Below are 13,259 nucleotides of genomic sequence, written 5' to 3'. Positions count from 1 at the left end.
ATTGCTAAGCCGGTGTTAAATCGCCCGATATGATAAACACTGTTGCAAGACGAGAACAATGAGCAATCGCTGGGATGGCATAGACGAAGTGGTGGCGGTTGCCGATACGGGCACGTTCGTGGCGGCGGCAAAGCGGCTCGGGACATCGACCTCGCACGTGAGCCGGGCCGTCGCGCGGCTGGAGCAGAGCCTTGGCGCGCAGTTCTTTCACCGCACCACGCGCGCGGTGAGCCTCACCGATACCGGGCGTACGCTGGTCGACCAGTTCCGCCGCCTGATTGCCGAGCGGGACGAGGCGATTGCCATGCTCGACCTGCAGGGCGAGCCGCAGGGCCACTTGCGCATCACCTGCCCGACTGCGCTGGGCGAGCGGTTCGTGGCACCGATCGTGCGCGCCTATGTGCAGGAGTATCCCAAGCTTTCGGTGGACCTTGATCTGTCCAACCGCGTGGTCGAGCTGGTATCGGAAGGGTACGATCTGGCGATCCGGACCGGCACGCTGCCCGACAGCCGCCTGATCCGCACGCAGATTGCAGCGCGCGGGATCGTGACCTGCGCCTCGCCGGCCTACCTGGCGACGCATGGCACGCCCGAGACCGTGGACGACCTTGAAGCTCACGATTGCATTCCTGCAACGCTCGAGATGTGGCGCTATCTTGTTGACGGTGAGGTTCGGACGGTTCGGCCACGCGGACGCTGGCGGTGCAGCAATGGAACGGCCGTGTTCGATGCGGCGATGGCAGGCATGGGCCTGTGCCAGTTGCCCGCATTCTATGTGAGCAGGGCGATTGCCGAGGGCTCGCTGGTCGAGGTACTGCAACAGTTCCGGCCCGAAGACGATCCCATCTGGGCGGTCTATCCGCAGCGGCGACACCTTTTGCCCAAGGTGCAACGCCTTATCGAAAAGCTGCGCCGGGAGCTTGGCGCAGCGATGGCTGCGGGTTGATATAAGATGCAATCTGTGAGAACGTTCACAGGAATAGCTATGCGACCGACATGACAAGGCTGTCAGTGAAGGCTAAAGCGAACCAATCGCCAAATATGGCAGGGTGAGGAGAGATACGTGTCAGGCAGCAATGCACATTCGGGATCACAGAAGGCCGCGTTCATCGCGGTTACCGTGCTGTTCTTTGCCTGGGGTTTCATCACCTCGCTGATCGACCCGCTGGTGGCCGCAGTGAAGGGCGTGTTCACGCTGACGACGCTGGAAGCGCAGCTTTCGGCCTTTGCGTTCTTCATCGCTTACGGTGTGATGAGCTTTCCCGCAGCCGCGATCATCGGACGGCTGCGCGCCGTTCCTGCGATCCTGCTCGCGCTGGCAACAATGGCGCTGGCCTGTGTCGTCATGCTTGCGGCGGCAAATCTGGCATCCTACCCGCTGGTTCTGGCCGGTCTGTTCATGCTCGCCACCGGGATCACGGTGCTGCAGGTTGCGGCAAATCCGCTGGCCGCAGCCTTGGGTAAGCCGGAAGGCAGCCACTTCCGCCTGACGCTATCGCAGACCTTCAACTCATTCGGCACGTTCCTCGGGCCGGCGCTGGGCGCATCGCTGTTCCTCAAGGGCGTGGAAGTTTCCGAAGGGACCGCGCTCACGCCCGAAGTGCGTGAAGCTGCACTGGCCGGTATCGATCGCGCCTATTTCTGGATTTGCGGGCTGCTGATCGCGCTGCTTGCGTTCTTCTGGTTCAACCGCAAGCGCATCGCGGCAGCCGCTCCTGCCTCCCGCCCGACTGGCGGCATCGGCGCACTGCTGGCCGAAGCCTTTGCATCGCGCTGGGCAGTGTTCGGTGCGGCGGCGATTTTCGTCTATGTGGGCGCGGAAGTGGTGATCGGCACGCAGATGGCGTTCTATCTCAACAATCCGGCCATCTGGAACGTCAGTCTGGAACAGGCTGGCAAGGCCGTGGCGTTCTACTGGGGCGGCGCAATGGTCGGCCGGGCCATCGGCACGGTTCTGCTCGCCCGCTTCCCCGCAACCCGGCTCATGACCCTGTTTGCGGCCATTGCTGCGGCCATGTGCGCTTACCTGTTCCTGGTCGGAGGCGTCTCGGCCGGGTACGTCGCGCTCGCCATCGGTCTGTTCAACTCGATCATGTTCCCGGTGATCTTCACGCTGACGCTCGAGCGGTCTTCGGCTGGCGAAGAGGCCACTTCCGGCCTGCTTTGCACCGGCATCATCGGTGGCGCACTGGTGCCGCTGCTCGCGGGTGCGGTGACCGACGCGGCGGGCATCTTCGCCTCGTTCCTCGTGCCCTTGGCCTGCTATGTGCTGCTGGTGCTGTTCGCCACCTCTGCCGCGCGCGCGCCGATCCTGCGCCAGGCGAGCGGAGAAAGCCTGCACTGACGTTCTTCCTTTGATGCAGGCGCATATCTGTCGGCCCCGGTACATCGCCGGGGCCGATTTTTTTGGGCACAATCCGGGTAGCTTGCCGTAGCGTCATAGGCGCGCGCCATCGAGAGCAGATGGTTTTGCTGCGCTGGGGGGACTTTCCCTTTACGTAAACTTCCACTAGCTCTGCTTCTGCAAGAGTCGTGACTCAAGCGACAGCGGGAGAGAGCCTTGGAACGCAATTGCCTGACGCCCACACAGGAAATCTTCGCATGACACAGGTCGTGCAGGACACCGTCGCCATCGGCCTGATCGCTGCCGAAATGAGCGGCACGGGGCCGGATTTCTCGGTGCGTGGCGTCGATGGCTGGCTTCAGGGCCGCACGATGTATGGCGGTGCTTCGTCGTTCCTTGCCTATGCCGCGGCGCGCAAGGCCCGGCCTGACCTTCCACCGCTGAGAGCCGGACAGATCGGTTTCATCGCGCCGGTCGGACCGGACGTGGACATCTCTGTTTCCACTCTGCGCGAAGGCAAGAACGTGGCCAATATCCAGACCGATCTGGTAAGCGGTGGTGCTCTGGCCCATCGCGCCGCATGGGTGTTTGGCAGCGCGAGACCGTCCAACGGAACGGTGGCAGCGCCGCGCGCCGAGAACTTCGTTCCCTACACCGAAATGGAAGAGCTGGGTTCGCCCGAAGGCCTGCATTTCGTCAACAACTTCGAACTGCGGCGGGGTGAGGCAAAGGACGATCGCCGCCCGGGCGTGGTGCGACGCTGGGTGCGGTTGAAGGATCGCGCCGGCCTTGACCCAACGGGCGAGTTGGTCCTGATCGGCGATACACTGCCGCCCGGATCCATGCGCGCGATGGAGCGGCGCGGGCCGATCAGTTCGATCAACTGGGCTTTCACGCTGCTGGGCGACGCCCCGGAAACCGATGACGGTTGGTGGCTGCTGGAAACCGCCTCGAATTACATGGCAGACGGCTTCAGCAGCGAGACCTTGCGCATGTGGAACGCGGACGGCGTGCAGGTGATGCATGGCCTGCAGAGCGTCGCGATTTTTGGCTGAGAGGACAATGATGGAACTGGCCGACGCACAATCGCTGGGGTTCGAACCTGATCGGCTTGACCGGATCGGCGCCTACCTTGATGAGCACTATATCGCCAGCGGTCGCCTGCCCGGGCTCGACGTGCTGGTCGCACGCGACGGCGAGGCGGTCTATCGCCACACCGCAGGCCGTGCCCGCGAAGATGGGACTCCGATGGGGGCGGACGCAATCTGCCGCATTGCCTCGATGACCAAGCCGCTGACTTCCGTCGCGTTCATGATGCTGGTCGAAGAGGGGAAGGTCGCGCTCGACGATCCTGTGAGCAAGGTGATCCCGGAGTTCGCGAACCTCGGCGTCTATACCGGCGGCGGGGGCGAGATGGACTTCTTCCCGGCACGCCCTGCCCCGGTCATGCGCATGGTCGACCTGATCACGCACCAGTCCGGCCTGACCTATGGCATCCAGAACCGCACCAACGTCGACGCGGCCTATCGCAAGGCTCGGCTTGATGGTCATGCGGGCCTTCCGGGAAATGATCACTTCATTGAGGAACTGGCGAAGCTTCCGCTGGAGTTCGAGCCGGGACAGGCGTGGAACTATTCGGTGGGGACCGACGTGCTGGGCGTGGTCATCGCGCGGGTTTCAGGGATGAGCCTTGGCGAGTTCCTGCGCACACGCATTTTCGAGCCGCTGGGCATGGTCGATACCGGCTTCCATTGCCCGGACGACAAGGCGCATCGGCTGGCCGATGCCTGGGCCTATCAGGCGGGGCAGCCGCCGCAGCTGTTTGATCCCGCCGAGAAATCGGGCACACGCCGGGTGCCGCGCTTCGAAAGCGGGGGCGGCGGTTTGCTCTCGACGACGGCAGACTACCACCGCTTCTGCCGAATGCTGGTGAACGGCGGCGCAGCAGATGGTGCGCGCATCCTCAGCCCCAAGACGCTGCAACTGATGACCGCCAACCACCTGCCCGGCGGCGCAGACCTTACGCAGGTTTCGAAGGCGCTGTTCAGCGAGGCCTACAACGCAGGTGCAGGCTTTGGCCTGGGCTTCGGCATGACCATCGATCCGGCGCGGGCTCTGGTGCCGGGCTCGGCAGGCGAGTTCTACTGGGGAGGGATCTTCTCGACCGCGTTCTTCGTGGACCCTGTTGAAAAGGTCCATGCGGTCTTCATGACCCAGCTCTACCCCTCTTTCATTTACCCCATCCGGCGTCAGTTGAAGACGCTGATCTACAGCGCGCTGGCCACCAGCCGCGCCTGACAAACCACTCGAGGAGAGAAGCGATGTCCGACCCCATTACCGGTGCCAAGGAGCACATCGACGCTGCCCGCAAGCTGGCGGCGACCATCGACGACATCCCGGCTGACACGCAGCTGCTCCCCATCAACCGCGTTGGCGTGATCGGCGCGGGCACGATGGGTGGCGGGATCACCATGAACTTCCTCACCGCAGGCATTCCGGTGACCATCGTGGAAATGACGCAGGAAGCGCTCGACCGCGGCGTGGCCACGATGGGCAAGAACTACGAGAACACCGTCAAGCGCGGAAAGATGGACGCAGCCGATGCACAGGCTGCGATGGCCCGTCTGACGCCGACGCTGGACTTTGGCGCGCTGGCCGAGGCGGACCTCGTGATCGAGGCGGTCTATGAGAGCATGGACGTGAAGAAGGACGTGTTCGGCAGGCTCGACAAGGTGGCCAAGGCGGGCGCGATCCTCGCTTCGAACACCAGCTATCTCGACATCGACGAAATCGCCGCCGTCACCTCGCGGCCGGAATCGGTGCTGGGCATGCACTTCTTCTCGCCCGCCAACGTGATGAAGCTGCTCGAAGTCGTACGCGGCAAGGCGACCGGCAAGGCACAGTTGGCGACGGTGATGGCGCTTTCGGTGAAGATCGGGAAAGTGCCGGTGGTCTCGGGCGTTTGCCACGGCTTCATCGGCAATCGCATGCTCTCACCCCGTCAGGCGCAGGCCCACGCGCTGATCATGGAAGGCGCGAACTACTGGGACGTGGACGAGGCTCTGCTGGAGTTCGGCTTCCCGATGGGACCGTGGCAGATGGCCGACCTTGCAGGCCTCGACATCGGTTGGCACCGCGACCCCACTCGCATCGAGTCCGTGCGCGACGCACTCTGCGCCAAGGGCCGTTGGGGCCAGAAGACCAAGAAGGGCTTCTACGACTACGACGAGAACCGCCAGCGCACGCCCTCGGATGAAGTGAAAGGGATCATCGCAGAGTTCGCTGCGAAGGAAGGTAAGCAGCAGCGTTCGATCGACAAGGACGAAATCCGCGAACGCCTGCTCTATCCCATGATCAGCGAAGGCGCGTTGATCCTTGAAGAAGGCATTTCGCAGCGGGCTAGCGACATCGATACCGTGTGGCTGAACGGCTATGGCTGGCCGGCATGGACCGGCGGGCCGATGTTCTGGGCCGACCATATCGGTCTCGATACCGTCGTCGCGGGCCTGAAGAAGCACGGGCTCCCGGTAGCGCCGCTGCTGGAGCGCAAGGCTGCTGCAGGCGAGAAGTTCAACGCCTGACGGGAGACGGGCGATGCGGATCGAGGATATCGTCGAGAGCGAGTTCACGCCGCTGAGCGACATTCTGCGCGCCCATGCCGCAAGGCGGGGCGATGCGGTGGCGCTGGCTGACGAATACCGCACCATCGGCTGGGCGGAAATGGACGCCCTGCTCGACCGCATCGCCACCGCCCTCCAGCGCAAGGGCGTGCAGAAGGACGAACCCGTCGCCATCGCGGCCATGAATGCGGTGACGACCGGACTCGCCTTCCTCGGCGCGATCCGGGCGGGCGCAGTCGCCGCGCCGCTGACTTCGACCGCGACGCCGGAAACGATCATTGCCATGCTCGAGGACAGCGGCAGTCGGGTGCTGCTGCTGGACAAGGATATCTCGGACAGGCTGGCCGGACTGGACCTGCCCGCCGGGGTCAAACGCATCGCGCTGGATGACAGCGACGCGGGCGAGCCGTTCAGCGCGTGGATGGCAGATACAGGCGCAAAGCCGGAAGAGCGCACCCCTGCCCCCGGCGATCCGTTCAACATCATCTATTCCTCGGGCACCACCGGCGCGCCCAAGGGCATCGTCCAGAGCCACAAGATGCGCCACGAATATGCCCGGCGCACCATCCCCGGCGGCTATGGCGACGATACGGCGGTCATCTGTTCGACCCCGCTCTATTCCAACACCACGCTGGTCAGCTTCCTTCCTGCGCTCACCGCAGGCGGCAAGGTCGTGCTGATGCGCAAGTTTGATGCGCGCACCTTCCTCGAACTGTCCGAGCGCGAGCGGGTGACGCATGCCATGCTGGTTCCGGTGCAATACCGCCGCATCATGGAAGTGCCGGACTTCGACCGCTTCGACCTGTCGTCCTACAAGCTCAAGTCCTGCACCTCGGCACCCTTCCCCGCGTGGCTCAAGGCAGATGTGCTGAAGCGCTGGCCGGGTGGGCTGACCGATGGCTATGGCATGACCGAGGGCGGGGCAACGTCGATCCTGCTGGCGCATCTCCACCCGGACAAGCTGCACACGGTTGGACAACCCTCCCCCGGCCACGTGATCAAGATCATCGACGAAGACGGCAACGAGCTGCCGCAAGGCGAAGTGGGCGAGATCGTCGGCCATTCGCCGATCATGATGAACGGCTACCACAACAAGGCCGACAAGACCCGCGAGGTCGAGTGGTACGACGCTGAAGGCCGCCGCTACATCCGCCACGGCGATGTCGGCAAGTTCGACGAGGACGGCTTCCTGATCCTGATGGACCGGGCCAAGGACATGATCATCTCGGGCGGGTTCAACATCTATCCAAGCGATCTCGAGGCTGAACTGACCCGGCAAAGCGCGGTCAAGGAAGCCGCCGTGGTAGGCGTGCCTTCTGACGCGTGGGGCGAAACGCCTTTGGCTGTGGTGGTACTGGCCGATCCATCTGCCGATCCCAAGGCGATCCTCACCGAAGCCAACAGCCGCCTTGGCAAGACGCAGCGGATTTCCGCGATCGAAGTGGTGGACGAATTGCCCCGCAGTCCGATCGGCAAGGTCCTCAAGCGCGAGTTGCGCGACAAGTTCGGCGGCAACCCCATCCTCGCCGCCGCATCCCTCGAAAAAACATCCTCAGCAGGAGCATGAGCCATGCGTGACGCCGTAATCGTATCGACCGCCCGCACCCCCATCGGGCGCGCTTACAAGGGTGCTTTCAACGCGACGCCGGGCGCGACGCTCGGTGCGCTCTCGCTACAGGCCGCCGTTGCCCGCGCCGGGATCGACCCCGCCGAGGTCGACGATGTGCTGTGGGGTGCAGCGCTGCAGCAGGGCGCGCAGGCCGGGAACATCGCACGACAGGTCGCCCTGCGTGCAGGCCTGCCGATCACCACGTCCGGCATGAGCATGGACCGCCAGTGCTCGTCGGGCCTGATGACCATCGCGACCGCCGCCAAGCAGGTTATCATCGACCGCATGGACGTGGTTGCCGCCGGCGGTCAGGAATCGATCAGCCTCGTCCAGACCAAGGACATGCGCGTCGCCCCGGACAAGAGCCTCATGGCTATGCACAAGGCGATCTACATGCCGATGCTGCAGACCGCCGAGATCGTCGGCCAGCGTTATGGCATCAGCCGTGAGGCTTGCGACGAATACGCGCTGCAATCGCAGCAGCGCACCGCCGCCGCGCAAGCCGCAGGCAAGTTCGATGACGAGATCGTGCCGACGGACAGCGCGATGGGCGTCCAGAACAAGGAAACCGGCGAGATCACTTTCCAGGACGTCCACCTGACCAAGGATGAAGGCAACCGCCCCTCGACCACGCTGGAAAGCCTGGCGGGCCTGAAGCCGGTGATCGAAGGCGGCATCGTGACCGCAGGCAACGCCAGCCAGCTTTCGGACGGTTCGGCAGCCGTGATCGTGATGGAAGCCGCCCTTGCCGCGCAAAAGGGCCTCACCCCGCTAGGCCGTTATGTCGGCATGGCGGTGGCTGGCACCGAGCCCGATGAAATGGGCATCGGCCCGGTCTTCGCCATCCCCAAGCTGCTGCAGCGCTTCGGCCTTAAGATGGGCGACATCGGCCTGTGGGAACTGAACGAGGCTTTCGCCGTGCAGGTGCTCTATTGCCGTGACAAGCTGGGCATTCCCAACGAACTGCTCAACGTCAACGGTGGTTCGATCTCCATCGGCCACCCCTATGGCATGACCGGCGCACGCTGCACCGGCCACGCCCTGATCGAAGGCAAGCGTCGGGGAGCGAAGTATGTCGTCGTCACGATGTGCGTAGGCGGCGGCATGGGTGCTGCGGGGCTGTTCGAGGTTCTGTAACTGAGGGGGCGGAAGGCCCACCCCCGACCCCTCCCGCTTGCGGGAGGGGGGAAGAAAAGGGCGGCTTCCAATTCTCCCCTCCCGCAGGCGGGAGGGGTTGGGGGTGGGCACCCGCGCAGCGGGTCAGCTTCCAACGCTTGCCCACAAACACCACCCCGCCTACCCTCACCCCATGAACGACAACGAGATGGAACGCCCCTGGCCGCAAGCCGGGCGCGAAAGGCTGATCTACCCTTCGCCGGTGGGCTGGAAGGGCACCGACTTCGTCGACAACGAAGCCGAACTGCTCAAGCTGCTGAACCCGAAAACGGTGTTCATGATGGGCGACAATCCCGCCCTGCCCCGCATGCCCGAGCGGCCACGCCTGCTCGATTTCTTCCGCCACCGCTTTGGCGACATCACCGTGCGCCACCTGCTGGTCAGCGCCAAGCGCGCGCTGGACGATGGACTGCCCGAGAAGGCCGTGCTCGCCTGCCTGCTCCACGACATTTCCAACGGCTGCCTGATCCGCTGCGATCACGGCTACTGGAGCGCGCAACTGATCGTACCCTATGTCGATCCGGAAGTGGCTTTCGCGGTGAAGTACCATCAGGCGCTGCGCTATGTGGCGGACGAAAGCGTCGGCTATGCCTATCCCGACAGCTACCACAAGTTCTTCGGGCCGGACTATCAGGTGCCCGAATACCTGCTGCGCGACGCCGAATACGCGCGCGGCCACGAATGGTACATGACCGCGCGGCAGGTAACGCTTTACGACACCTACTTCTTCGACGACTTCCCGGTGGTGGAGCCCGAGGAACTGGAAGGCGTGATCACAAGGAACTTCCGTGAGCCAGAGGAAGGGCTGGGCTTTGATGGCTCCCCCACGGCGCACATGTGGCGGACGATGATCTGGCCGAACAACTTTTTGTGAGGGGGCCTTTTGCTTTTGTGGAAGCGCTACTTAACTGCATCGGACGCCATTGCACTGGCCTCATTGATGCTTCAAAGAGGCACAATGCGAATTCAAAACGCAATTGCGGCTCTCGCGGCATTGTCCTTGTCAGGTTGCTCGTATATTTATGACCTGAAAGTAATAGTCCTTAATGGTAAGATCGCTTTCATCGTGGATCCAGATTCAAAGCGGCAAGCGAACTACATCACCAGTATTCATGTTCAGGCTACAACTGGCGAAACTGCGCGGGCTGCACTGGACCCCAGAGATGACGAAAAACTGGTTCGTAACGGTGTCTTTTGGTGGAAAGACTTCGACACACGCGATTGCCCGAATCGGTTTCCCATCCGGTATGGGCAACAACTGGAAGGGCGCCCATTTGTTTATTCCGACGGAAGTACGATAGGTGTCGAGGCAAAGCCCCTAATCGTTGGCGTGATCTATGATGTTGATACTGGCGGGAGCGGGTCAGGATATGGCGGGGGCAGATTCCGCATCCGGGAAGATCGTACCGTGGAAAACTTGTCTTTGGACATCTAGCCGGACGGCAGGTGGCGACAGCCGATAGGTAGTTCTTACACTACACCGTCACCCCGGACTTGATCCGGGGTCCCGCTTCTTCTGGCGGTGCGCTAACAGGGAAAAGCGGGACCCCGGGTCTTCGCCCGGGGTGACGATGGAATTAGTCAGGGTAGGAATTTGATCCTCCCTGTTTTTCCGAAGGACAAACGGGGGGCGGAACCGCCCGCAAAGCGGGTGGTGGAGGGGCCGCTACCCCTCCGTCAGCGCTTCGCGCTGCCACCTCCCCGTTTGCGCTTCGCGAAAACAGGGAGGATCAGGTAGTTGCATCCGCCTCAACCTTCCCAGCCCGCCCAGCAAAGCCCTGCAGCCCCAGCCACCATTGCAGCGCGATCACGCCGCCCTTGGCGGGTTGCAGTAGGCCAATCAGCAGCACCAGAGCCATCACCGCCACGATCAGCATCATCGTCCAGCCCGGCAGACCCGTGTGCAGGCCCAGTTCGATGATCACCGGGGCCATGATGTGGCCGGTCAGCAGGATCGAGATGTAGGGCGGAAAATCGTCGGCCGCGTGGAGCGTCCAGTTCTGGCCGCACAGGCGGCAGCGCTCGACAGGCTTGAGGAAGCGCGCGAACAGGTGGGTGCCGCCGCAGCGCGGGCACTTGCCCCGAATGCCGCGCCACAGCGCCGCGCCAAGCCCTTGGGGGAGCGTGGTGCGGTCGAGAGGCAGGGCTCCGGTGGGCATTGTCTTACCTTCGGGGGCTACTTCGCGAAGGGGTTCTTGGGGCTGCGCAGCGTCATGCGGATCGGCACGGCCTCGAAACCCAGTTCGCGGCGGATGCTATTGATCAGGTAGCGGCGGTAGCTTTCGGGCAACTGCTCAAGCCGGGTGCCGAACAGGATGAAGCCGGGCGGGCGCGTCTTGGCCTGTGTGATGTAGCGCAGCTTGATGCGGCGGCCGCCGGGTGCGGGCGGCGGGTTGGCAGCCAGCGCATCGTCGAACCAGCGGTTGAGCGCGGCGGTGGCCACGCGCTTGGACCAGGCGGCACGGATTTCGAACGCGGCCTTGAGCAGATCGTCGAGGCCCTTGCCGGTGCGACCCGAGATGGCGAGCAGCGGCACGCCGCGCACTTGCGCGAGGCCATCGTCCAGCGCCTTGCGCACGCCCTGGAACAGGCCCGAAGGGTCTTCGGCCACGTCCCACTTGTTGATCGCGATCATCAGCGCACGGCCCTCTTCGAGCACCATCGAGGCGATCTTGAGATCCTGATGTTCAAGCCCGCGCGTGGCATCGAGCATGAGCACGACGACTTCGGCGAAATCGATGGCGTGGCGCGCATCAGCGACCGACATCTTTTCCAGCTTCTCGGTCACGTTGGACTTCTTGCGCATCCCCGCCGTGTCGATCAGGCGGACGGGGCGATAGCCCTCGCGCTCGGGATCGAACCACTGCCAGTCGACGGCAATGGAATCGCGGGTGATGCCAGCTTCCGGGCCGGTGAGCAGGCGGTTTTCGCCCAGCAGGCGGTTGATCAGCGTGGACTTGCCCGCGTTCGGACGGCCAACGATGGCAAGCTTGAGGACGGATTCGGGATCGAACTCCTCCTCGTCGCCTTCAACTTCGGCGTCTTCGTCCACCTCAACCTGCTTGGGTTCGAGATGCGGGCGCAGGGCTTCGAACAGGTCGGCAAGGCCCTGCCCGTGTTCGGCGGAGAAGGCCACGGGTTCGCCAAAGCCTAGCGCGAAAGCGTCATAGATGCCCGGATCGCCTTGACGGCCCTCGGCCTTGTTGGCCATGAGCACGATCGGCACGCGGCTCGAACGCAAGTAGCGGGCGATTTCCTCGTCGAGCGGGGTGACGCCCGCGCGCGCATCGATCACGAACAGCGCGACATCTGCGCCGACGAGCGAGGCTTCGGTCTGCTGGCGCATGCGGCCCGGCAGCGTTTCGGGATCGAGATCTTCCCAGCCTGCGGTGTCGACGATGGTGAAATCAAGCCCGAGCAGCGTCGCATCGCCAAAGCGACGGTCACGCGTGACGCCGGGCTGATCATCCACCAATGCCAGCTTCTTGCCGACAAGGCGGTTGAACAGCGTCGATTTGCCGACGTTCGGGCGTCCGATAATGATGACCTGAGGGCGCATGGGCCTCCCGTGGCTGTTTGTGCGCCGAAAGGCAAGGGCGGGCGTGGCGTATAGCCTTTGTTTATCCTGCCGTTAACCAAATGCACCCATATGAAATTTACCTGAAATTTCTAATCGTAAGTGCGATGAGAGGGATCAGGATCATTGTGGCGCTGGTCGCCGCCCTGCCTTGCGGCACGGCCATGGCGGAAGCCGTGGACATGCCAGAAGCGCGCGGAGAGCGTGGTTTTTCGGCCAGTGCGCCGGATTTCGGCGGTACCGATGGCTCGCTCCCCTACCTCCAATGCGTGCCCTATGCACGCGAGGTCAGCGGCATCAACATTTATGGCGACGCGTTAACCTGGTGGGACCAGGCTGAAGGCCGCTATGCACGCGGCCACAGGCCGAAGGTTGGTGCGGTGATGAGCTTTGCACCGCACGGCCGGATGGAACTCGGCCATGTCGCCGCTGTCAGCCGGGTGATCGATTCGCGCACCGTCCTGCTGCGCCACGCCAACTGGTCCCCAATTGACGGACGGCGCGGTCAGATCGAGGACAACGTGCGCGCGGTCGATGTTTCGGAAGCGAACGACTGGTCCGAAGTTCGCGTCTGGTACGCACCGATCGGCAACCTCGGCACGACGGCATGGCCGGTGAACGGGTTCATCTATCCGGAAAAGCCCGGCAAGCGCGAGCGGCTGACCGTTCTGGCTTCGGCGAGCAAGCCCAAGGCCGTTGAAGCGCCGAGGTCAACGATTGGTGCGGACTTCCTCAAGGGGATCAGGCCCGAAGTGGCGGTGAAAGCGTCACCGGTGCGGCGGGAACTGGCCTACAAGTACGAGACGCCCAAGCCTGTCTCCACGCGTCCCGCACAAGCTGTGACCTCGCTTGTGAACGACCCCATAGGGCGGATCATCGCGGCAAAGACTCGCTGATTGTCGCGCTACTCGCGTCCCCGCGCAGGCGGGGACC

11 protein-coding genes and 1 pseudogene are annotated in these 13,259 nt (G+C 63.6%); 10 read left to right on the top strand and 2 right to left on the bottom strand.

Annotated features, from left to right (window positions below):
• Window positions 1-58: 58 nt before the first annotated feature.
• The 9 genes and pseudogenes from ACZ1JW_RS10080 to ACZ1JW_RS10040 all read left to right on the top strand — a co-directional run bounded on the left by ACZ1JW_RS10080 (window position 59) and on the right by ACZ1JW_RS10040 (window position 10,184).
• Entirely contained in the window at window positions 59-946 is an 888-nt protein-coding gene (locus ACZ1JW_RS10080) for a LysR family transcriptional regulator (protein WP_465140471.1), read from the top strand.
• Window positions 947-1,063: 117 nt separating this feature from the next.
• Window positions 1,064-2,344: an MFS transporter gene (locus ACZ1JW_RS10075; RefSeq protein WP_465140470.1), complete on the top strand. Its 1,281-nt coding sequence runs from the start codon at window positions 1,064-1,066 to the stop codon at window positions 2,342-2,344.
• Between the two features lie 257 nt (window positions 2,345-2,601).
• A complete protein-coding gene (locus tag ACZ1JW_RS10070) occupies window positions 2,602-3,399 on the top strand; it encodes a thioesterase family protein (RefSeq protein WP_465123703.1) in 798 nt (265 codons plus the stop codon).
• Between the two features lie 10 nt (window positions 3,400-3,409).
• Complete coding sequence (locus tag ACZ1JW_RS10065) at window positions 3,410-4,642, top strand: serine hydrolase domain-containing protein (RefSeq protein ID WP_465142758.1); 1,233 nt, start codon at window positions 3,410-3,412, stop codon at window positions 4,640-4,642.
• A gap of 38 nt (window positions 4,643-4,680) precedes the next feature.
• A pseudogene (locus tag ACZ1JW_RS10060) lies at window positions 4,681-5,925 on the top strand (3-hydroxyacyl-CoA dehydrogenase); the annotation flags it as partial.
• 13 nt (window positions 5,926-5,938) lie between these two features.
• Window positions 5,939-7,531: a class I adenylate-forming enzyme family protein gene (locus ACZ1JW_RS10055; RefSeq protein WP_465140469.1), complete on the top strand. Its 1,593-nt coding sequence runs from the start codon at window positions 5,939-5,941 to the stop codon at window positions 7,529-7,531.
• A 3-nt stretch (window positions 7,532-7,534) separates the two neighbouring features.
• Entirely contained in the window at window positions 7,535-8,710 is a 1,176-nt protein-coding gene (locus tag ACZ1JW_RS10050) for an acetyl-CoA C-acyltransferase (RefSeq protein ID WP_465140468.1), read from the top strand.
• A gap of 172 nt (window positions 8,711-8,882) precedes the next feature.
• Window positions 8,883-9,623: a hypothetical protein gene (locus tag ACZ1JW_RS10045; RefSeq protein WP_465140467.1), complete on the top strand. Its 741-nt coding sequence runs from the start codon at window positions 8,883-8,885 to the stop codon at window positions 9,621-9,623.
• A gap of 84 nt (window positions 9,624-9,707) precedes the next feature.
• Window positions 9,708-10,184, top strand: coding sequence for a hypothetical protein (locus tag ACZ1JW_RS10040; protein WP_465140466.1), 477 nt, complete (start codon window positions 9,708-9,710; stop codon window positions 10,182-10,184).
• 295 nt (window positions 10,185-10,479) lie between these two features.
• On the opposite strand, the gene ACZ1JW_RS10035 is transcribed toward ACZ1JW_RS10040, so the two are convergent.
• Both ACZ1JW_RS10035 and der read right to left on the bottom strand, forming a co-directional pair.
• On the bottom strand, window positions 10,480-10,908 hold the full coding sequence (locus tag ACZ1JW_RS10035) for a DUF983 domain-containing protein (protein ID WP_465140465.1): 429 nt from the start codon (window positions 10,906-10,908) through the stop codon (window positions 10,480-10,482).
• Between the two features lie 17 nt (window positions 10,909-10,925).
• Window positions 10,926-12,308 (bottom strand): ribosome biogenesis GTPase Der, encoded by a 1,383-nt coding sequence (der, locus tag ACZ1JW_RS10030; RefSeq protein ID WP_465140464.1) that lies wholly within the window; start codon window positions 12,306-12,308, stop codon window positions 10,926-10,928.
• 125 nt (window positions 12,309-12,433) lie between these two features.
• Here der and ACZ1JW_RS10025 point away from each other — a divergent pair, with 125 nt between their 5' ends.
• Window positions 12,434-13,222, top strand: coding sequence for a CHAP domain-containing protein (locus ACZ1JW_RS10025; RefSeq protein WP_465140463.1), 789 nt, complete (start codon window positions 12,434-12,436; stop codon window positions 13,220-13,222).
• Window positions 13,223-13,259 lie beyond the last annotated feature (37 nt).

The organism is Novosphingobium sp. BL-A-28-Hi1-0D (assembly GCF_055521755.1).
Note: the sequence above shows the minus strand (reverse complement) of the source record. Positions and strands in the feature narration are given on the sequence as shown.

Bases quoted from the DNA above. Each gene is read 5' to 3' on its own strand.
- ACZ1JW_RS10035 (WP_465140465.1), bottom strand. From the start codon at position 10,908: ATGCCCACCGGAGCCCTGCCTCTCGACCGCACCACGCTCCCCCAAGGG.
- ACZ1JW_RS10065 (WP_465142758.1), top strand. From the start codon at position 3,410: ATGGAACTGGCCGACGCACAATCGCTGGGGTTCGAACCTGATCGGCTT.
- ACZ1JW_RS10050 (WP_465140468.1), top strand. From the start codon at position 7,535: ATGCGTGACGCCGTAATCGTATCGACCGCCCGCACCCCCATCGGGCGC.
- ACZ1JW_RS10080 (WP_465140471.1), top strand. From the start codon at position 59: ATGAGCAATCGCTGGGATGGCATAGACGAAGTGGTGGCGGTTGCCGAT.
- der (WP_465140464.1), bottom strand. From the start codon at position 12,308: ATGCGCCCTCAGGTCATCATTATCGGACGCCCGAACGTCGGCAAATCG.
- ACZ1JW_RS10045 (WP_465140467.1), top strand. From the start codon at position 8,883: ATGAACGACAACGAGATGGAACGCCCCTGGCCGCAAGCCGGGCGCGAA.
- ACZ1JW_RS10025 (WP_465140463.1), top strand. From the start codon at position 12,434: ATGAGAGGGATCAGGATCATTGTGGCGCTGGTCGCCGCCCTGCCTTGC.
- ACZ1JW_RS10040 (WP_465140466.1), top strand. From the start codon at position 9,708: ATGCGAATTCAAAACGCAATTGCGGCTCTCGCGGCATTGTCCTTGTCA.
- ACZ1JW_RS10055 (WP_465140469.1), top strand. From the start codon at position 5,939: ATGCGGATCGAGGATATCGTCGAGAGCGAGTTCACGCCGCTGAGCGAC.
- ACZ1JW_RS10070 (WP_465123703.1), top strand. From the start codon at position 2,602: ATGACACAGGTCGTGCAGGACACCGTCGCCATCGGCCTGATCGCTGCC.